Source organism: Alteromonas sp. McT4-15 (assembly GCF_020515205.1).
In the GTDB taxonomy this organism is placed as follows: Bacteria; Pseudomonadota; Gammaproteobacteria; order Enterobacterales; family Alteromonadaceae; genus Alteromonas.
In genome coordinates, this window is record NZ_JAJALG010000001.1 from 358647 (window position 1) to 379788 (window position 21142).

The following is a 21142-nucleotide window of genomic DNA, read 5'->3' on the forward strand; positions in this document are numbered from 1 at the left end:
AGGTTAGATCTAGGTTATGGTTGCGTAATTCAAAAAATATAACAGTAATCTATGGAGTATCAGCATGGCTTGGAATGAGCCGGGTGGCAATAATAATGACCCGTGGAAAAATCGCGGTGGGAAAGAGCAAGGTCCCCCTGATTTAGACGATGTATTTAAAAACTTGTTTGGCAAGTTTGGTAAGTCTGGCGGTAACGGTAATGGCTCAGGTAAAAGCCTAAGCGGTATCGGGGCTGGTATTCTTGTAGTCTTGCTTATTGTCATTTGGGGTGTTAGTGGTTTTTACACCATTCGCGAAGCCGAGCGTGGCGTAGTATTGCGATTTGGCGAATACCACCAACAAGTTGAACCAGGCCTTCGTTGGGCTCCTACGTTTGTAGATACTGTGATTCCTGTGGATGTGCAGTCTATTCGCGATCAGTCTTCATCGGGGTCAATGCTTACCGAAGATGAAAACGTCGTTAGTGTGCAAATGGAAATGCAGTACCGTGTCGTTGATCCATACCGCTGGACATTTGCTGTAGAAAGCCCAGAGCAGAGCCTTAGCCAATCATTAGATAGTGCGATACGTTATGTAGTGGGTCATTCAAAAATGGATGACGTACTTACTGATGGACGTGAAGTGACCCGTCAACGTGTTTGGGAAGAGCTTCAAGCCATCATTGAACCATACGACATGGGGGTTTCTATCATCGACATGAACTTCCGTGACGCACGCCCACCTGAGCAGGTGAAAGACGCGTTTGATGATGCTATTGCTGCCCAAGAAGATGAGCAGCGATTTATCCGCGAAGCTGAAGCGTATGCCAGAGAGATTGAGCCGCGTGCACGTGGTCAGGTCAATCGCATGAACGAAGAAGCACAAGCGTATAAAGAGCGCGTAACACTTGAAGCGCAGGGTGAAGTAGCCCGCTTTGATGAACTTCTGCCACAGTATGAGAGAGCGCCGCAAGTAACTCGCGACCGTATTTACCTTGAGACAATGGAAGAAGTATTAGGCAGCACCAGCAAAATTTTGGTGGATAGCAAAGGCGGCAACAATATGATGTACCTTCCATTAGATAAGATAATGGAACGTCAACAATCAAATACGACTACCCGCTCTCGCAATACCCTAGAAGGGCTTCAAGACCCAGTGACTGACGTTTCTGGTCGAAGCCGTAATTCGTCACCATCATCGGGTCTGCGCGGTGATAGCTTCAGAGAGGGGAGATAATTAGCTATGAAGAATTTACTTATTGCAGCAGCAGTTCTTCTTGTTTTACTTGCTTCAGGCTCTTTGTTTGCAGTGAAAGAAGGTGAGCGTGCCATTGTTATTCAATTTGGTAAAGTGCAGCGTGATAACGAAACGGGCGACACGAAAGTGTTCACACCTGGTCTTCACTTTAAGTTGCCGTTTATTGATTCAGTACGTGTGTTAGATGCACGTATTCAGACGTTGGATGGAACTCCAGATCGCTTTGTTACCAGCGAGAAAAAAGACCTTATTGTCGATTCTTACGTAAAATGGCGTATAGATGATTTTGCGCGTTACTACTTGTCTACCGGCGGCAACAAACTTCAGGCCGAGGCCTTGTTAAAGCAGAAAGTGAACAATGGGTTGCGTTCAGAATTCGGTACACGCACCATTGCACAAATTGTATCTGGTGAGCGTTCTGCATTGATGAACCAAGCGATGGAACAAGCGGCGACCTCGTCTGATGAATTGGGTATTGAAATTGTAGACGTTCGCGTTAAGCAAATTAACTTACCAACAGAGGTGAGTAATTCAATATTCCAGCGTATGCGTGCAGAGCGCGCCGGTGTGGCACGTGAACACCGTTCAGAAGGCCAAGAGCAAGCAGAGGTTATTCGCGCAAATATCGATGCAAAAGTAACGGTTATGCTTGCTGATGCTGAGCGTAATGCTCGACAACTTCGCGGTGAAGGTGATGCACTTGCTGCACAGATATACGCAGATGCATACTCTAAAAACGCTGATTTTTATAGCTTCCTTCGCAGTATGGATGCCTACAAGAAGAGCTTTAATAGTAAGCAAGACGTGATGGTTATTGCACCTGACAGTGAATTCTTTAAGTATATGAATCAGTCAAAAGGCAATTAATTGCATTTGTGCACGTAAATTTCAAAAAGCCAGTCTTTATGACTGGCTTTTTTGTATCTATCATTTCTTGTTAAGTTACTGTTTTTATGAAAAAAAGAGAGGGTTAGGATAAGGAGGGGTAACAAGAGATACTGTTTCATTTCACCCTTTGACTGCCAAAATTGAATGAAATCGGGTAAAATACCATCGAATTTACGATAAAAGATGCACCACTGTTTGTACGAAGACACAGCCTTCCCAGCTAGTGAGTCGATGATGTAGGTGCTAAAAAAACGACAGAGGGAAAATTTTGACAACGGAAAACACAAATACAGTTTCTGCCGACAGTAACGGCGGAAAGGGTGGTTTATTCTCGCGATTTCTCGCTACGGTTGAATTTTTAGGGAACTTACTACCTCACCCAGTGACATTGTTTGCGCTATTAGCCGTGTTCATTGTAGTGCTAAGCGGTATTTTAGGTTACTTCGATATCGCGGTTGCAGATCCTCGTCCTGTAGGGGCAAAAGGCAGAGAAGCCGATGGCATGATTGAAGTTATTTCTTTGATGAGTGCTGAGGGCTTGCAACGGATAGTGACTGGTCTTGTGACTAACTTCACTGGGTTCGCACCTTTAGGGACCGTATTGGTTGCCTTATTAGGTGTGTCAGTCGCTGAGCATTCTGGTCTGTTATCTGCCGCTATGCGGGCATTAGTAATGAATGCCTCTCAGCGTGCTGTAACTTTTGCCATCGTATTTGCAGGTATTGTCTCTAATACCGCATCAGAACTCGGTTATGTGGTACTCATTCCACTGGCTGCAATGATCTTTCATTCGCTGGGTCGACATCCGTTAGCGGGTCTCGCAGCTGCCTTTGCCGGCGTATCAGCAGGTTACAGCGCAAACTTACTACTCGGAACTGTAGACCCATTGCTGTCGGGTATTACTGAAGCCGCTGCACACATGATAGACCCCGATTATGTAGTGGGTCCTGAGGTGAACTGGTATTTTATGTTTATCAGCACATTCGTAATTGCGACCATGGGAGCGCTGGTTACGGAGAAAGTGGTGGAACCGCGCCTCGGTAAATTCGACGCATCAGAAGCATCGGTCGATTTGGGTAATCAGTCAATGGATGCACCCACTGATGTCGAGAAAAAAGGGTTGCGCTGGGCAGGTATTTCTTTTGCACTAGTGTGTGCGGTACTAGCACTCACTGTGGTGCCAGAAAATGGTATTTTACGTCATCCAGAAACGGGTGAAGTTGCCGGCTCTCCTTTCTTGAAGGGGATTGTTGCGTTCATTTTCATCACGTTTGCTATTCCCGGTTTTGTTTACGGTAAAGTCACCGGTTCAATGAAGAACGATAAAGACATCATTAATGCCATGTCGAAAAGCATGGGCGCAATGGGTCTTTATATCACCTTGGTATTTTTTGCGGCGCAGTTCGTGGCGTTTTTCAAATGGACTAACCTAGGTACCGTGCTTGCGGTAAAAGGCGCTGCGTTACTACAAGCTGCCGGTCTAGATGGTCCAGCTGTGTTTATCTTGTTTATCTTGATGTGCGGCGTTGTCAATTTATCTTTAGGTAGTGCATCGGCACAGTGGGCAGTAACCGCACCAATTTTCGTGCCTATGCTTATGCTGATTGGTTATGCACCTGAGGTAATACAAGCTGCGTATCGTATTGGTGACTCAGTAACGAACGTAATTGCTCCTATGATGAGTTACTTCGGTCTTATCCTTGCCATGGCCGCCCGTTACAAAAAAGACTTGGGAATGGGCACCTTAATCGCAATGATGTTGCCGTACTCGATGGTCTTTATCGTCGGATGGACATTGTTGTTCTACATCTGGGTATTCCTGCTAGGCATGCCAGTTGGCCCAGGCGCGGCGACCTATTACCAGCCTTAATTACACAACACTTATAGTGACACGCGAAAGGCGGTGGTTGAGTAACCACCGCCTTTTTTCGTTTTTTGTGAAAGCACCCAGTGGCTAATCGCTTCATTTGTACGTTGCAATCGCTTTATTTTCGCCGTGTAAAAGATCATAAGTCGTGGTATTTCAGTATACTATTACTTATTAAAGCGTTACTTATAACAGATAAAGTAATAAAGCTAATTCACAGCGTAGTACTTCTCGGAATCAGTTTTCAATGAAATATAAATCTAACAAAGGGTTCTCCCACGGTCAGGCAGACAAAATAGGTGTATTGGTTACTAATTTGGGTACACCAGAGGCGCCAACTAAACAGGCATTGCGCCCGTATTTAAAAGAGTTTCTTTCTGATCCTCGGGTTGTTGAAGTACCAAGAGCAATTTGGTGGTTTGTGTTAAATATGATCATTCTCAATATACGTCCCAAGCGTTCTGCTCATGCTTATTCGACCGTCTGGACTGACGAGGGGTCGCCATTGATGGCAATTACCAAAGCGCAAGCCAGTGCAATCGCTGAGCGCTGCAAAGCCACTTATGGTGATGATGTGGTTGTTGACTTTGCTATGCGCTATGGCAAACCTGCCATTTCCGATGTTCTCGACAATATGCTATCTCAAGGCGTGCGTAAGTTAGTTGTATTACCTCTGTACCCCCAATACAGCGCTTCAACGACAGGCTCAACGTTCGATGCCATCGCCAAAGACTTTACGTCACGTCGCTGGCTACCAGAGCTTCGCTTTGTTAATCACTATAATGACAGAGAAAGCTTTATCAGCGCGCTGGCAAATAAAGTGAAAGCACATTGGGAAGCACATGGACGGGCTGATAAGCTTATTTTGTCTTACCACGGCATACCAAAACGCTACTTGATGAACGGCGACCCGTATCACTGTGAGTGCCACAAAACATCTCGCTTGCTAGCGGAAAAGTTAGGGCTAAGTCACGACGAGTACATGACAACATTCCAATCGCGCTTTGGGCGGGAAGAGTGGTTAAAACCTTATACCGATGAAACCCTAAAAGGGCTGCCTGAGAAAGGGGTCAAATCCATTCAGGTCATGTGCCCCGGTTTTTCTGCCGATTGCCTTGAAACCATTGAAGAAATTGGTGAAGAGAATCGCGAGTACTTTATGGAAGCAGGTGGGGAGCGCTACGAATACATTGAGGCGCTCAACAGCGACAAAGAACACATTGATGCACTGTTTGAAATTATCCAAGAAAACCTTAACGGTTGGACAGTTGAAACTGACAATGGATTACGCGCAGGTCTTGCAAGAGCACTGGGAGCCAGCAAGTAGCCATTGAACATTATGAAGGAAGAATGACATGGACGTTAAAGCGCCCAAAGCCCTGCTAAAGGCACAAAAAATGGCTAACTTACTCGATACGGCAGTAAAGCTACCGATTATACCCATTCGGGTGGGGTTAGACTCTCTCGTAGGCCTTATTCCCGGGGCAGGTGATGCGCTTATGTTGTTTGTGTCACTGAGAATTGTATGGCTTGGCAAGTCCATGGGAATGCCTAAAGCGCTCATTGCGCAAATGATTAAGAACTCAGCTATCGATTTTGGCTTGGGCTTCATACCTTTTATTGGCGATATTGCTGATATCTTTTACAAGGCTAATCAGAAAAACGTGCGGATTATGGAACGCTGGTGGATTAGCGAAAACAAGGCGAATGTCGACGCTGCTACGCAGGAAAAATTAGCGCAATGGGAGTCTGAGAACAGATAACCTCTGAATAAATGTCATAAAATTATCAATCGTTTTCTATACTGTAGGCGTAACAAAAGCGTGTTCACTTCTATCGAACTACCTCTCTACAAGGAGCGTGCAGTAAATGAAAGCGTCAGACCTATTTGTAAAAGCCCTAGAAGCAGAAGGTGTTGAATATGTATTTGGTATTCCAGGCGAAGAAAACCTCGACCTTCTAGAATCACTCCGTTCATCTTCTATAAAATTAGTACTTACACGCCATGAGCAGGGCGCAGGGTTTATGGCCGCCACTTACGGTAGGCTTACCGGTAAGGTGGGGGTATGCTTATCAACGCTAGGCCCAGGCGCAACAAACTTAGTTACTCCCGCAGCTTATGCACAATTAGGTGCAATGCCTATGCTGATGATAACGGGACAAAAGCCCATAAAGACCAGCAAACAAGGCCGCTTTCAAGTCATAGATATCGTCGATATGATGAGGCCGATTACGAAGTTTACGACGCAAGTAGTCAGTGGCGATCGCATTCCTTCTACGGTGAGAGAAGCATTTCGTTTAGCTCACGAGGAGCGACCTGGTGCAGTACATATTGAATTACCCGAAGATATAGCGGCAGAGCAGACGTCTGCCCATTTACTTGAGCCGAGCGTTTCCCGCAGGCCAATTGCAGAATATAAAGCTATTGCGCAAGCAATATCTATGATTGAAGAAGCTCAGTCGCCACTGCTACTTATTGGTGCAGGTGCAAATAGAAAGCTGACGGCAAAAATGCTGAGGGAGTTCGTTGATAAAACCTGTATTCCATTTATCACCACGCAGATGGGTAAAGGCGTATTAAACGAGAGCGACAAGCGCTTTGCTGGCAATACTGCACTATCGGATGGTGACTTCGTTCACCGCGCTATCGAACGCGCAGATCTTATTATTAACGTAGGCCACGATGTTGTCGAGAAGCCGCCTTTCTTTATGCATCACAACGACAAACAGGTAATTCATATAAATTTTGAGCCTGCTGCAGTTGACCCAGTTTACTTCCCGCAATTAGAAGTCGTCGGTGATATTGCCAATAGCATATGGCAAATTAAAGAAGGCATTACACCTCAAGAGGGCTGGAAACTCGACTTCTATCAAGATGTTCACGAAGCTTATGTCAATCACAGAGCCGAGGCTGAAGATGACAGTCGCTTTCCTATTTTACCTGAGCGCTTTGTGCGAGATATACGCAAGGTTATGCCCGACAACGGTATTGTGACACTTGATAATGGTGTGTATAAAATTTGGTTTGCTCGAAATTATCCCGCATATCACCCTAATACTCTGTTACTTGATAATGCGCTCGCAACTATGGGAGCAGGGCTGCCCTCAGCGATTGCGGCGAAATTAGTCAAACCTGATGTCCCTGTGGTAAGTGTATGCGGTGATGGTGGGTTTATGATGAACAGTCAGGAAATTGAAACAGCGGTGCGGCTTAAGCTCGACCTTGTTGTGATCATCTTGCGCGATGATGCGTACGGAATGATAAAGTGGAAACAAGCGAATATGCAGTTTGATGAATTTGGTTTGGATTATGGAAACCCGAATTTCGTTAAATATGCGCAGAGTTATGGTGCTCAAGGTTGGCGTGTTGATGATACTGATGTACTGATTCCAATGGTGGAAAAGTGTTTGAATACACCAGGTGTTCATATTATTGATTGCCCTGTTGACTACAGCATGAATGATGAAACCCTGAACCACACCATTAAAGCGCTCAGCGCTAAGCTGTGAAACGCAAATGCAAAGGCAGAGAAAAGGAGCCTAAACATGTTGAAGGACAGTTACCCGTATTACCTTGCGAGCGAAGCCCATTTCGCGAACACCGACTTAGACGTTACCAACAAATTTACCGGTGAAGTAGCGACGAAAGTCGCAATGGCTAACGCCGACACAATAGATAAAGCCATTGCGGCAGCAGAGCAAGCACAACCTGCAATGACGGCGATGGCACCCTACGAACGCCAAGCAGTACTAGAGCACTGTGTAAAGCGTTTTACAGAGCGAGCTGATGAGCTTGCACAAGCCTTGTGTATCGAAGCGGGTAAGCCTATTAAGGATGCTAAAGGAGAAGTGAGCCGTCTTATTGATACGTTTAAAATTGCGGCCGAAGAATCTGTCCGCATAAATGGTGAAGTGGTTAATTTGGAAATTTCAGCCCGCGCCAGGGGCTATCAGGGAATGACCAAGAAAGTACCTATCGGTCCCTGCTCGTTCATTTCTCCGTTTAACTTTCCTTTAAATTTGGCAGCACATAAAGTTGCTCCTGCAATTGCGGCCGGCTGCACCTTTGTTTTAAAACCTGCCTCTCGCACACCTATCGGCGCGCTGATTATCGGTGAAGTACTTGCTGAAACAGATTTACCTAAAGGTGCATTCTCAATTCTGCCATGTAGCCGCGACGGCGCGGACTTATTCACAACGGATGAACGCCTCAAACTGCTGAGTTTCACGGGGTCGCCAGATGTGGGTTGGGCACTAAAGGCGAAAGCGGGGAAGAAGCCAGTTGTACTTGAATTAGGTGGTAACGCAGCATGTATTGTCGATAAAGATGCCGATATTAAAGACGCCATAGAACGGGTAATCATTGGTGCATTTTACCAGTCTGGTCAAAGCTGCATTAGCGTTCAACGCTTACTTGTTCACAGCAGTATTTACGACGAGTTTAAACAGCAATTCGTAGAGCAAGTTAAAGCGCTGGTTTCCGGTGATCCATCCGACGAAGACACCTTCATTGGGCCAATGATTTCAGAAGGTGAAGCAAAACGCTTACACGGCTGGATAGAAGAGGCTAAAGATAAAGGTGCCACTATCCTGTGTGGAGGAACTCGGGATGGTGCGATGCTTGAGGCAACGGTTATGGAGAATGTACCAAAAGACTGTGATGCAAGCGCAGAAGAGGCATTTGGTCCACTCGCGATTTTAGTACCGTTTGATGATTTTGATGCGGCATTGGATGAAGTGAATAATAGCCGCTATGGTCTACAAGCAGGCGTATTTACGCGAGATTTATACAAAGCGCACAAAGCGTGGAACGTGTTAGATGTTGGCGGTGTAGTGATTGGCGATGTTCCTAGTTGGCGCGTAGATAATATGCCCTATGGCGGTGTCAAAGACTCGGGCTTGGGCCGAGAGGGCATCCGTTACGCGATAGAAGACATGACTGAAACTCGCCTAATGGTAATTCGAACCCCGCAATAACTCTCTTGCAGTAGGTGCTCAATGGATCACCTACTGCGCAGCGTACTCTTCTAATAGGGCTAACGGAATAATATCCAATGCCTTTTCATGCGTCGCTTCAAGACGCACTTTTGGCGCAACGCCCGCTTGGTAAGCTTGTAGCCATCTTGAAGCACATAAGCACCAACGATCACCGGCCAGCAGCCCTGGAAACTCCATACTTGGCCATGGCGTTATAAGATCGTTGCCTTGGCGTAATGAAAACTGCAAAAATTCATCAGTAACAACAGCGCATACACTGTGATTGCCTACATCAGCATCGGGCACGTAGCAGAACCCTTCACGTGTGAAGCCTGTGTTTCCGCAACACAGTTGCAATGGTCGACCGTAGACATTTTTTGCGTTTGCCAAATCAAATACTCCTTTCACAACGTATTACTAGCTTTAGAATAACATAGTACTTCATGTGAGCCACATGGTAGCGATTGTATAACGTGCCAAGGAATAATTGATATGCTGGATAAGAGTCAAAAAACGGGGAGCGAGAATTTTTCTCGTGAGGAAGTCGCACGATTTGACGCACTTGCTGAAAGCTGGTGGGATCCAAAAGGGCAGTACAAAACTGCACTGGCATTTAATCAAGCGCGGTTAGAAGTCATAAAAACACAGATTGAGCGTCATTTTGGAATAAACAGCGATGTTTCAGACTACAGCGCACTGTCAATTATTGATATTGGCAGTGGTGGTGGACTCATCAGTGAACCGCTAGCGAAACTCGGCGCCAAGGTCACCGGAATTGATGCAAGTGCGGTAAGTGTAGAAGTAGCTAAACGACATGCGGCTAAAGAAGGCGTAAAGGTGACCTACAAACATATGCTGTCAAGCGATGTTGTCAAAGAACAGTCTCAGTACGATGTAGTGATTAACGCTGAGGTGGTAGAGCACGTTCCGGATCAGCAACAACTTATCAGGGAATGTGCGAGTATGGTTAAACCCGGTGGGTTACTCATATTAGCTACCTTAAATAGAACTGTTAAAAGTTATATCATCGCCATAGTAGGTGCCGAGTACGTTATGCGCTATCTACCTATAGGCACCCATGCTTGGCGCAAGTTTGTTAAACCTGCAGAGTTGTCTAGTTGGGTAGGGGGGGCTTTCGAGCTTCATCATCAAATAGGCATGAAGTTGAATCCTTTTAAAGGTGAATGGACTACAACGTCGAGCCTCGCCGTCAATTACATTCAAACCTATCGTCACAGAAAGTAATACGTTTACATTAGTTGTGTTTATGCAGTCTATGCACAACAAAAATAGTATGGTTGAGCATACGCAGCGGATAGAGTTAACAAACTGATTTACAATGACTTTGAAAAAATAGGGGGCTAAAAATTTGAACAATACGACACCGCGCGTCTAATTAGTGTCGCATCAAATGTTGATCTTTACATTGTGTTTACATAATTATAACAAAGGTCTGACCACAGACCTCATGTCAATAGACAATATAATTATGGGACACACAATGAAACTAGTTAAAAAACTCGTTGTAACCGTGGCTATTGTTGCTGCGGCGCTTGTTAGCCAAGCTCACGCCAGTACGTACGCCAAAACCAAGTACCCAATAGTATTAGTGCACGGCCTATTTGGCTTTGATGACGTGCTCTTTGTTGATTACTTCTACAAAGTACCGCATAAACTTAGCCGCAATGGTGCCGAGGTATATGTTGCTCAAGTCTCTCCTGCCAATTCCTCGGAAGTACGTGGTGAACAGCTTTTAGCTTATATCGATGAAGTACTCGCATTATCAGGAGCGCAAAAAGTTAATCTTATTGGGCACAGTCACGGCGGTCCAACAGCGCGTTACGCCGCTAGTGTTGCTCCAGACAAAGTGGCATCAGTCTCCTCAGTTGCGGGTGTTAATTGGGGCAGTAAAGTCGCTGACCAACTTCGCAATGCGATAGCTGAAGATTCATTTCAAGAAGGCGCTGCAAGTGTAGTGGTTGATGCTTTTGCGAATATTATAGAGATTGCTTCAGGTTCTGACCCGCGTGACAAACCTACTGACTCTATTGCAGCAATGGACTCGCTCTCAACCACAGGCAGTATTGCTTTTAATCGCAAGTATCCAGAAGGTATGCCCTCTGCATACTGTCGCAACGATGGAAAGATGCTTGCAGAAAATGGTGTTTATTATTTTTCTTGGAGCGGGGCGAGAACGTTCACCAATGCACTGGATATTGCTGACCCGTTTCTTGCTATTACGGGCACCGCTTTTAATGAAGCTAACGATGGCCTTGTGTCTACTTGTAGCTCTCACTTAGGCAAAGTGCTGAAAGACAATTACAAGATGAACCATTTGGATGAAGTTAACCAAAGTTTTGGTATCACCCATTGGTTTGAAACAAACCCAGTTGATGTATTCGTTAATCAAGCCAATAGGCTGAAAAACTTAGGTTTGTAATGAAGGTTATTCTTATTTTCCTAGGAGGGCTTGCAGCCCTCCTTATCGGCACGTTGGCACTTAATAAACAGCAGTCTGCTGCTTCAGTAGAACAACATTTCGTTGCCGACACTCCAATGCCACCTTCTTCGCAAGTTGCACTACCGCAAACCTCGTCAGTAGAAAGTAATATAGGTAGCGTAACTCAGAACCAGAATGCCTTTTATTTGAGCTTCACCGTTAAGGACGATTTCGATAAATTTATTTTTGATAGGCAGGAATCCGCACCTGAGTTGGTGATAGCGCATTTCAATGTGTATGCGAGAGAAACGTTTAGCGATGATACCGAGAGTGTGGCGACAGATCTCTTTGAGCGTTATGTAACATACAAAGTGGCGTTGTCTGACGAAGACATCGAGGTAGATATGTCGCTCTCAAACCTACGCGATGTTGCGTACAAACTCGATGAGAGAGAACTATTAAGGCGTGACTATTTTTCCGACATTGAATATTACTACTTGTTTAGTCAAGACGCCCAAATTGATCAAGCCGCGTTAGATAGGCTACAGATAGCGCAAGAGAAAATGCTCGACAAATCACAGCGCCAAGCCTTGATCTTTGCGCAAATTGAAAATGCGAGCGACGCTGAAAAACACGCATTTAAGCCAACAGTAGACATGCACAAGATTCAGCAAATAAAGCGCGCACACACATCGCTAAATGCGCGTTACAACGCCGTGGCTGCCGAGTTTGGTCACGAGGTGGCCGAGCGATTCAGGAAAACCTGGCAAGCACAAAGCTCATGGGATGAGCGCGTTAAAGCGTATGAGAGCTACCGACAATCAATAGGGAATAAAGACCTAGAAAGTGATGTCGTGAAACAACAAATTGTCGACTATGAAAAGGCTCATTTTAGTGCCAACGAACTAAAACGGCTAAGAGTGATAACTTCTCTGCAAGCGGCAGCTTCGGCCGACTAAGCTTCAACGCATACACAGGTATAACCATAAAAGCGCTGAATAGTCATACTGTTAAGCAGAGTGATTTGAATGCCTACTCTCCACTGACTACATTAGCAATACACACCTCGCCCTACCGAGTTGCCTATGGAGAGTTTGACAGTATGAAAATATATGAAACGAAAACAGCACCCAATCCTCGCCGAGTACGCATGTTCCTCGCAGAAAAAGGAATAGACGTAGACTATGTTCAAGTCGATATTCAAAAAGGTGAGAATCTAACTGCTGAAATGCGTGCGAAAAACCCACTTGGGAAAATTCCAATTTTAGAACTCGACGATGGAACCTGCATCGCAGAAACCGACGCTATTTGTACATATTTTGAAGCACTGCAACCTGAGCCGCCATTAATGGGCACTACGCCGGTAGAAAAAGCAACGATTTCTATGTGGCAACGACAAGTTGAGTTTGCATTTATGCTTCAGGTTGGCATGTGCTTTCAACATACAACGGGCTATTTTAAAGACCGCATGGTGCCGGTACCTGAGTATGGAAAAGAAGCGGGTATTAATGCATCGAAGTACTTAAATATCTTGGAGCGTAGGCTTGGTGTGAAACCCTTTATAGCCGGTGATGCATTTAGTATTGCAGATATTACCGCATTGTGTGCCTTAGACTTCGCCCGCGTTGTCGATATTCGAATGAAAGAAGAGCAAACCAACTTGGCTCGCTGGTATGAGACAGTGAGTAGCAGAGCGAGTGCAAAAGCCTGATGATTGATTTATATACCGCAGCAACCCCCAATGGATGGAAAGCCTCTGTCGCCCTTGAAGAAATGGGGCTTCAGTATACTGCCCATAGCGTTAATTTAATGAAAGGCGAACAAAAAACACCTGAGTTTCTCGCCATGAACCCCAACGGACGTATTCCGGTGATTGTCGACCGTGATGAGCAGGGGCATGTTGTGTTTGAATCCGGGGCCATAATGCTCTATCTCGCTGAAAAAACGGGTATGTTTTTATCCCAATCAGCAAAAGGTAAGAGTCAGGTTACTCAGTGGCTTATGTTCCAAATGGGGGGGATTGGTCCCATGATGGGACAAGCCAACGTGTTTTATCGCTATCTAGAAGAAAAGATCCCAGTTGCTATCGACAGATACCAAAACGAAGTGCGACGACTTTTCACTGTTTTAGACGGTCGTTTAGCTGAACATGAGTACTTGGTTGACGACTACTCTATTGCAGACATGGCGAACTGGTGCTGGGTACGCACTTATGAGTGGTCTGGCGTTAGCATAGAGGGGCTGGACAATCTTATTCGCTGGAAAAATAGTATTGAAGCGAGACCAGCAGCGCGACGCGGTGTAGAAGTGCCTAATAAGATTGATAAAGAAGCCTTAATTAAAGGCGCAAAGAACGTGGTGACTCGCTAGAACATTAAACAAAGCGTGCTGTACTTTTTTAAATGCACGCTTTGTATTACACTGCGGGCGTGCAAAAACGCGCTAGAACTACGAAAAATAACGTTAAAGGTTTATCATGAAAGGGATTTTACTCTCACTAATGCTATTAGTTGTGAGCGCTGCGTCCTTCGCTTCGCAACAGCTGCCACTCGAATACTTCATTAAACACGGTGATTACCTCGATTTAAAACTGTCGCCTAACGGTAAACACATTGCCGCACGCGTGCGTGTGGATGGTCGAGTATTCCTGGCCATATTAAATGCTGCGGATATGCAGATTGTAGGCGGTATCAAACCAGGTAATAAAGACATTATTCACACGGTTAACTGGGTAAATGATGAGCGTCTGGTTTTCGAATACGCGGAAAAACAAAGTTACCTCGATAGTCCTATTCCGACAGGCGAGTTATTTGCCATGAATATCGATGGCTCGCAAAAAGAAATGCTTTATGGTTATCGGGCTAGCGACGAAAGAACGGGTTCGCGTTTATCAAGTAAAGAAAACACGTTAGCAAGCCAAGAGATCTTAAGTTATCTAGAAGATGATGAAGACCATATTCTTATTGCCGAATATCCATGGACAAAAGAGGGGACATTGTATTACGACTCTCGTGAAAGACCTCCCATTATTAGCCGTCTGAATATTTATAGTGGTAAAAAGCGCAAACTAGACGTATTACCTTATGGGCACAGCCGTGCACTAGCCACGAAAAAAGGCCAGGTTAACTTTATGACGTGGCGCGACGAAAATGGCAACGGACACTCTGCCTATCGCAAAAATAACGACGCAGAATGGGTGCCGTTGAACGAAGCTTTTGAAATTCAAGAAGGGCTATACCCACTAGGCCTTAGCGAAGATAATAAATCAATCTATCTGTCTGGCCGCACAGGGGAAGAAGAAGTGTACACACTGTACACGTTAAATCTTGAGACAGGTAAATACGCGCGCGCGTTCCCAGAGCATACAACCGATATTGAAAATGTGATTTTAGATACCAATGGAATGCCTGCAGTAGGTATTACTTATCCAAACAAGTCAGCGTTTGTTTATGCTAAAAATAACTCGAAGATTGGCAAGATCCACAAAATGCTAGCAGATGCATTTGAAGGGCAAACCGTTGATATAGCTAGTGCGACAAAAGATTGGAAAACGCTTCTAGTACACGTTTCTAGCGATGTAAATCCGGGGGAATACTACTTATTTGATAGTGAATCAATGGGGGCCGAATTTATTTGGGCGAACAGCTCATGGATAGACCCTGGTTACCTATCAGCAATGCAGCCTATCGACATTCCTACAGAAGATGGTGAAACCATTCACGGTTACCTTACCATGCCAAGTGTAAAGCTTAACGAAGGCAAGCCACCATTGGTTGTGATTATTCACGGTGGTCCGCATCAACAAGGAACTCGAGATTTTTGGCAGTATGATGCCGAAACTCAGTTGATTGCCAACCGTGGTTATGCCGTTTTACGCGTAAACTTTAGAGGCAGTGACGGCTACGGCAAACGCTTCGAGCGCTTGGGTTATCGAGAGTGGGGCGGCGCGATGATTAAAGACATTAACGACTCGGTTAAGTACGTTATTGATAAAGGCTACGTGGACGGAAACAAAGTATGTTCTTACGGCGCTAGCTACGGAGGTTACGCTGCCTTGATGTCAGTGGTTCGCGACCCAGATTTGTATAAGTGTACCATTGGCTATGTAGGCATTTACGACCTAGAGTACGTATATTCAGAAAGTGATATTCCAAATAGCTGGGGCGGTCAGGCTTATTTGCAGCGCGTACTGGGCACCGACAAACAAGTATTATCTGAGTTCTCGCCGATTAGTCATGCTAGTGAAATTAAGGCCAAAGTAATGCTTATCCATGGCTCTAAAGACCGTCGTGTACCTGAGATAAACTCAGAAGCCCTTGCTGAAAAGTTAGAAGAAGTAGGCAATGCGCCTCAATATCTTCAGTATTCACAAGCAGGCCACGGCGTGTTTGATGAAGGAGATAGACAAGAGTTGTATCAGGGATTACTCGATTTCCTAGATGCAAACCTTCATTAAAAACGTAAAATAAAACACGTTAGGGCCATCAAACAACTTATGAAATATACGTTGTTAAATGGCCCTTTTTTATTGAGCTATGTTCTTGAGAGTTGATGCTGTATTTTGAGACAGCGGATTTCGCACTATGAAAAAACTTTACGCTTAACGTACCTTCACGCGTAATTAGCCAATAAAGGTAAGTTGGCGCTGCCTATGGACTGCGCTTTGGCGCCAACATTGCCCGCTGTTATAGTCACAGGAGACAGTCCTCTCATATCTAAACGCGATAGTGCATTTTGCGTTGTGTCTACAAGCGCTTGCCTCACGTCGTTGGGCATTGCGCCGTCTATAATGATGCCATCGAGGTCGAGCAAACTCATTGCGCAGTGACTTGCATATGCGAGTCCTTGCGAGGCATTGCTTATCCACGTTGTTATTTCATGGGGAGAACACTGCCAATGGGAAGGATGCTCATACAAAAGGCCGCCATTCTCGCCATTCGCATTAAGTTGCTGCTCAAGTAGATAAAGAGAAGACTGTTTTATGAGTTGTTGTACTTCCTTTCCATTAAACAGTGACAGCGAGCCAATTGCTCCCGCCCTGCCGCTTTTGCCCTCTAAAAGAGAACCATTGAGCACTAACCCACCACCCACAAAAGTACCAACAAAAATATAGAGAAAGTTACGCCATTGGTGAGCGTTGCCAAACGATAGTTCGGCGCTACATGCTGCGGCGGCGTCATTTCGCACAAAAACTGGAAGGGCTAACAATGCGTTTAACTGGCTTGCGATATCACATTGCTGCCACTGTTTTAACACCTCTATTGGCGCTCCTGCTTCCTCTGCCCAGTGCCATATTTCAAAAGGCATGGCCACACCGATTCCGCGGATCCGGGTGGTAAGGCATTGGTCTAACGAGCTCGCTACAACATTAAATGCGCGCTGTGAAAAAGAGAGTAGGCTATCGACACTCGGAAAATCAACACGTTCGTGTAGTGAAGCAACTACATTGCCAACGAAATCGATGAGTGTCATATCATAACTGCGCCTGCCGATCTTAAGTCCTACACTGAAAGCGCCACGTTCGTTAAGTGCAAAAGGGATCTTGGGTTGGCCTTTCGCGCCTTTTAGGGGCGAAAGTCGCTTAACCAAATCATCGGCTTCGAGTTTTTTAATAATAACTGTTGCAGATTGAGCAGACAGGCCTGTCATCTTTGAGATAGTCGCTTTTGGGAGGGCACCGTGCTGACGTATAAGTGCAAGCACCTCTCGTTCGTTTTGTGAGCGATTATCTAACAGTTCAGGTGCATTGTTGTCGTTTAAGTCTAAAGGTGTATTCACTATCTATGTGCATCAGCATTATGACAAAAGTTACGCTAAGGTTATCACACAATTCTCATCACTTAATGGTGTAATCATAAGCACAGTGTAATTAAATCAATCTGGTTGATTTAATCGAGATGATGGTCAATACTACAGCATAAGGTTGCGCAGAGAATTGGCATTAGCGCATTAACGTTCGAACAGTCCCTAAAAGTGACTAGTGATTAATGACCTAGTAGTGAATAGTAAAAAATGTCGAGGTGGGTATGAAAATTTTATGTTTAGGTGAAGTGCTAATTGATATGTTAAGCCAGGGTGCTGCGCCAAAAGACAGTAGCACACCTGCAATGCTTCCCTTTCAACCCTACGCGGGTGGTGCACCTGCCAATGTTGCCGTGGCGGTCGCAAAGCTAGGCGGACAAAGTGCAATGGTTTCTAAAGTGGGCAACGACACCTTCGGCGAGTTTCTCAAAGCAATGCTAGCGCACTACCAAGTGAATACCGATTTTGTGTGGACCACTGACGCGGGCAAAACGGCCTTAGCATTCGTTAATTTAGACGACGATGGCGAGCGTTCATTTGATTTCTACGTTGATAATGCGGCGCACAAGCACATTTCAGAAGATGATCTGTCGTTAATTCAATGCGATGAAAACAGCGTTCTGCATTTTTGCTCTGGTTCTATTTCTACTCCAGAACTGCTTCCAAGTACCCAATACATGTTAGATAAAGCCAAACAGAATAATATGATGGTGTGTTTGGATATTAACTATCGCCCCGCATTTTGGGACGACACTTCAAACGCACCTACGCGCATTGATGAAGCGGCCAAAAAGGCGACCATTATCAAAGCAAGCCGAGAAGAGCTTGCTGCGCTTTATGGCGAGGACAATGCAGAAATCAAAGTTCAGCAATGGTTAAAAAGCGGCGTAAAGCTGGTGCTTGTTACCGATGGTGGCGAGCCCATTCACTATTACACTGCCATATTCAAAGGTACGCTTGCATCGCCAAAAGCTGATGTAAAAGACACTACGGCAGCAGGTGATTCCTTTATTGGCGGTTTCTTGTATTACATCACCACTTGCGTTGGCAACACGGTTGAGTTTAACCAATGGGTTGAACGCGCAGAACAGGTTAATGAGGCCACTGCGTTTGCTATTCGCTGCGGCGCCTACACGGTTACCCAGTTTGGGGCTTTCAGTGCACTTCCTACGCACGATGATATTGCCTAGCTATAACGACAATGTGGGCGCAAAGGCAAAAGCCCGCAGGTTAAAGTCCGCAGGTTTTAAGCGTTAACGTTCAATCAAGCTTTTTACTGTATCCAGTGTGTCTGCCTCGTTTGCTGGTTTATCCCAGCGAATGCGGTGGATACGCGGAAAGCGAAGGGCCACGCCCGATTTATGTCGGTTAGACGGATGCACAGCATCAAAGGCGACTTCTAGCACCAAGGCTTTTTCCACTTCCCTTACCGGGCCAAAACGGCCAACAGCATGCCGCCTCACCCAATTATCTAGTTTTTTTAGTTCTTCATCAGTAAACCCTGAATAGGCTTTGCCTATAGGTAATAGCTGCTCGCCTTCCCATGCGCCAAAGGTGTAGTCGGAGTAAAAACTGGAACGCTTACCGTGGCCGCGCTGGGCGTACATCATGACCGCGTCTACCAACAGTGGATCGCGTTTCCATTTAAACCACTGCCCTTTAGGCCGCCCCGGCACATACACACTGTCTAAGCGTTTAATCATTAATCCCTCGACAGCACGGTTTTCACACACACTGCTGTGAAGTGCTCTTAAATTCTGTGGTGAATCTGCATCTAGTACATCAGACAAAAACAACTGCGGATGTGGGTTGGCACTTAGGTAGTTGGCGAGTTTTTCTCTGCGGGCCTTCAAAGGTATTTGTGTTATCGATTTACCCTCAAGCATAAGTGCGTCATACACAATAAGGCCTACGGGTGACGATTGCATTAGCGCTTTACTGGGTTTCTTTTTGTTCAGTCGTTGCTGAAGTGCGTTGAAGGTATCTACATCAGGAAGTGCATTGTCTGTAGCTTGGTTGTGGATCACCAGCAACTCGCCGTCTAGCACCATGTGACCTGATATATCACTGAGTAAATCGGGAAATGAATGACTAATGTCATCGCCCGTGCGTGAATAGAGCGCTTTTTCTGGTTCTGCTTTCTGCGTATTTAGGCTTAATTGCACTCGTATACCGTCGTATTTGTTTTCAATTTGCCAGGTATTTGGCGCAAAGGCGTCGATATCCTTCTCTTCAATGGGGTGTGACAACATAACGGGGTGAAAGGTCACCACATCGTCAACGTTTGGCTTACTCGCTTTCCCTTCAAGCCATTGCAAAAGTTCGGTGTAGGGCGGTGAGACCGCATGCCATAGGGTTTCAATATCCTTAATGTCTTTATTGCCATAGTCAGCGAGAATGTGCTTAATGGAGCGTGCTGACACCCCAATGCGTAGCCCCCGTGTACCAAGCTTTAGTAACGCCCAGCGCTGCGAGGGAGTCATCATTGTCAGGTAGTCGGCCAAGGTCTCTGAAACGCGTTGCTTGCTAATACTGGCAAAGGTCTCAACAATGCTTCCTAACGAAGGCAGCGGGGAAACTGGCTCGTTTTCAGGCCAAAGGTGCGCCACAGTCTCACTCACCTCACCAACGTAATCATAACTCATGGCAAATAAGGCAGGGTCGGTACGCTCGGTTATCAATTTCTTAACCGTGTTGCGTTTAAAAAAATCAAATCGCAGAGTTCCCGCCATGGCTGCAATAGCCCATCCTCTGTCGGGGTCTGGTGTATTGGCAATGTAGTCAGCAATAAGCAGCGCTTTAGCTTTTGTACCAGCGGTGTAGTAAAGCTGCTCAAGTAAATGACTGAAGGCTTCCATCAGTCACCTCCTTGTTCTGCTTCATCATACCCAACAAGTGACAATGCACGCGCTTTGTAGCCCATCTTTTGGGCTTGGTACATTAGCGCATCTTCTCTTCCATGGGTTACCCATACTTCTTTGGGGTTTACCTCTTTAATAGTTTGAAGGAGTTCGGGCCAATCGCAATGATCGGAAATAATAAGTGGAAGTTCAGCATTGCGCTGTTTAGCGCGAGCGCGAATTTGCATCCAACCTGAGGCCATCACCGTGCGTACATTGGGTAAACTTCGAGACCAGCGGTCTGCCAGTGCCGATGGCGGTGCAATCACTATTTCGCCAGCCAGCGTAGCTTTGTCTGCAACGTCTGACACGGGAATTAAATTGCCTAAGTCAATATCGAATTGGCGATAGAGTTCGCAGAGTTTTACTTGTGCACCATGCAGGTAAATGGGCTTTTGATATCCTGCTCGGCGCAGCGCAATAATGAGACGCTGGCATTTACCCAACGCGTAAGCTCCTATCAAATGGCATCGCTGTGGAAATACTCGTAATGAATGCAGCAGCTTGTCGATTTCATTTTCTATGGGCGGGTGCGTAAAAACGGGTAAGCCAAAAGTTGCCTCGGTGATAAGTACATCACACGGAACGACTTGAAATGGCGGGCAGGTGGGGTCAGGCCGACGCTTGTAATCGCCTGATACCACAACGCGGTAGCCAGCATATTCAATCAGCAACTGGCAAGAGCCCAAAATATGTCCTGCAGGATAGTACGTGACTGAAACATCGTTGAAATAAAGCGGCTCGGCCAGAGTCACGGCATGTTGCTCTTTAGCCATGTCCTCGCCATAGCGGCTACGCATGATAGCTAGCGTCTCTGTGCTGGCGTAGACGCTATGATGCCCTGCACGTGCATGGTCTGCATGACCGTGAGTGATAAGTGCTGTGGCGACCTCTTTCATGGGGTCGATATAAAAGTCACCTGGTTCGCAATAAAGGCCAATGTCGTCTGTTTTTAACCATGTTTCAGGATGCACGCTGTTTAAATACCTATTTTGAACACAAACCTACCGATATATACGTAAAATCAGTAA

18 protein-coding genes are annotated in these 21142 nt (G+C 45.7%); 14 read left to right on the forward strand and 4 right to left on the reverse strand.

Translation table 11 applies throughout. From position 1 onward, the window contains the following. Window positions 1-64 precede the first annotated feature (64 nt). The 7 genes from hflK to LHL20_RS01605 all read left to right on the forward strand — a co-directional run bounded on the left by hflK (window position 65) and on the right by LHL20_RS01605 (window position 8969). Entirely contained in the window at window positions 65-1216 is a 1152-nt protein-coding gene (hflK, locus tag LHL20_RS01575; protein ID WP_202262738.1) for an FtsH protease activity modulator HflK, read from the forward strand. A 6-nt stretch (window positions 1217-1222) separates the two neighbouring features. Then, window positions 1223-2104 carry a protease modulator HflC gene (gene hflC / locus LHL20_RS01580; protein WP_202262737.1) on the forward strand — a complete coding sequence of 294 codons (882 nt, stop codon included), beginning with the start codon at window positions 1223-1225 and terminating at the stop codon, window positions 2102-2104. A 289-nt stretch (window positions 2105-2393) separates the two neighbouring features. Further along, on the forward strand, window positions 2394-3995 hold the full coding sequence (locus LHL20_RS01585) for an AbgT family transporter (RefSeq protein WP_202262736.1): 1602 nt from the start codon (window positions 2394-2396) through the stop codon (window positions 3993-3995). A 244-nt stretch (window positions 3996-4239) separates the two neighbouring features. Beyond that, window positions 4240-5319, forward strand: a complete 1080-nt coding sequence (hemH, locus tag LHL20_RS01590) for a ferrochelatase (RefSeq protein WP_202262735.1) — start codon at window positions 4240-4242, stop codon at window positions 5317-5319. A gap of 28 nt (window positions 5320-5347) precedes the next feature. Continuing rightward, window positions 5348-5755: a DUF4112 domain-containing protein gene (locus LHL20_RS01595; RefSeq protein ID WP_226431980.1), complete on the forward strand. Its 408-nt coding sequence runs from the start codon at window positions 5348-5350 to the stop codon at window positions 5753-5755. A 106-nt stretch (window positions 5756-5861) separates the two neighbouring features. After that, complete coding sequence (locus LHL20_RS01600) at window positions 5862-7502, forward strand: acetolactate synthase large subunit (RefSeq protein ID WP_226431981.1); 1641 nt, start codon at window positions 5862-5864, stop codon at window positions 7500-7502. 36 nt (window positions 7503-7538) lie between these two features. After that, complete coding sequence (locus LHL20_RS01605) at window positions 7539-8969, forward strand: aldehyde dehydrogenase family protein (RefSeq protein ID WP_226431982.1); 1431 nt, start codon at window positions 7539-7541, stop codon at window positions 8967-8969. Window positions 8970-8999: 30 nt separating this feature from the next. Here LHL20_RS01605 and LHL20_RS01610 read toward each other — a convergent pair whose 3' ends face one another. Further along, the gene (locus tag LHL20_RS01610) at window positions 9000-9359 is read right to left on the reverse strand and encodes a DUF2237 family protein (protein ID WP_202262731.1); all 360 of its coding nucleotides are present in this window, start codon (window positions 9357-9359) and stop codon (window positions 9000-9002) included. Between the two features lie 102 nt (window positions 9360-9461). Between LHL20_RS01610 and ubiG the strand changes: the two genes are divergently transcribed. The 6 genes from ubiG to LHL20_RS01640 all read left to right on the forward strand — a co-directional run bounded on the left by ubiG (window position 9462) and on the right by LHL20_RS01640 (window position 15865). Then, window positions 9462-10214, forward strand: coding sequence for a bifunctional 2-polyprenyl-6-hydroxyphenol methylase/3-demethylubiquinol 3-O-methyltransferase UbiG (gene ubiG, locus LHL20_RS01615; RefSeq protein WP_226431983.1), 753 nt, complete (start codon window positions 9462-9464; stop codon window positions 10212-10214). 256 nt (window positions 10215-10470) lie between these two features. Then, window positions 10471-11409, forward strand: coding sequence for a lipase family alpha/beta hydrolase (locus LHL20_RS01620; RefSeq protein ID WP_202262729.1), 939 nt, complete (start codon window positions 10471-10473; stop codon window positions 11407-11409). After that, window positions 11409-12368, forward strand: a complete 960-nt coding sequence (locus LHL20_RS01625) for a lipase chaperone (RefSeq protein ID WP_226431984.1) — start codon at window positions 11409-11411, stop codon at window positions 12366-12368. Before LHL20_RS01620 ends, LHL20_RS01625 begins: the two co-directional genes overlap by 1 nt. A 143-nt stretch (window positions 12369-12511) precedes the next feature. Continuing rightward, window positions 12512-13120 (forward strand): glutathione S-transferase family protein, encoded by a 609-nt coding sequence (locus LHL20_RS01630; protein ID WP_202262727.1) that lies wholly within the window; start codon window positions 12512-12514, stop codon window positions 13118-13120. After that, on the forward strand, window positions 13120-13779 hold the full coding sequence (locus LHL20_RS01635; RefSeq protein ID WP_226431985.1) for a glutathione S-transferase family protein: 660 nt from the start codon (window positions 13120-13122) through the stop codon (window positions 13777-13779). The genes LHL20_RS01630 and LHL20_RS01635 overlap by 1 nt, the downstream gene beginning before the upstream one ends. Before the next feature lie 106 nt (window positions 13780-13885). Beyond that, window positions 13886-15865, forward strand: a complete 1980-nt coding sequence (locus LHL20_RS01640; RefSeq protein WP_226431986.1) for an alpha/beta hydrolase family protein — start codon at window positions 13886-13888, stop codon at window positions 15863-15865. Window positions 15866-16020: 155 nt separating this feature from the next. Here the strand turns inward: LHL20_RS01640 and LHL20_RS01645 are convergent, their stop codons facing one another. Further along, window positions 16021-17187: an ROK family transcriptional regulator gene (locus LHL20_RS01645; protein WP_226431987.1), complete on the reverse strand. Its 1167-nt coding sequence runs from the start codon at window positions 17185-17187 to the stop codon at window positions 16021-16023. A 248-nt stretch (window positions 17188-17435) separates the two neighbouring features. Between LHL20_RS01645 and LHL20_RS01650 the strand changes: the two genes are divergently transcribed. Next, the gene (locus LHL20_RS01650) at window positions 17436-18401 is read left to right on the forward strand and encodes a carbohydrate kinase family protein (RefSeq protein WP_226431988.1); all 966 of its coding nucleotides are present in this window, start codon (window positions 17436-17438) and stop codon (window positions 18399-18401) included. Window positions 18402-18464: 63 nt separating this feature from the next. On the opposite strand, the gene LHL20_RS01655 is transcribed toward LHL20_RS01650, so the two are convergent. After that, on the reverse strand, window positions 18465-20069 hold the full coding sequence (locus tag LHL20_RS01655) for a cisplatin damage response ATP-dependent DNA ligase (protein ID WP_226431989.1): 1605 nt from the start codon (window positions 20067-20069) through the stop codon (window positions 18465-18467). Then, complete coding sequence (locus LHL20_RS01660) at window positions 20069-21085, reverse strand: ligase-associated DNA damage response exonuclease (protein WP_226431990.1); 1017 nt, start codon at window positions 21083-21085, stop codon at window positions 20069-20071. The genes LHL20_RS01655 and LHL20_RS01660 overlap by 1 nt, the downstream gene beginning before the upstream one ends. Window positions 21086-21142 lie beyond the last annotated feature (57 nt).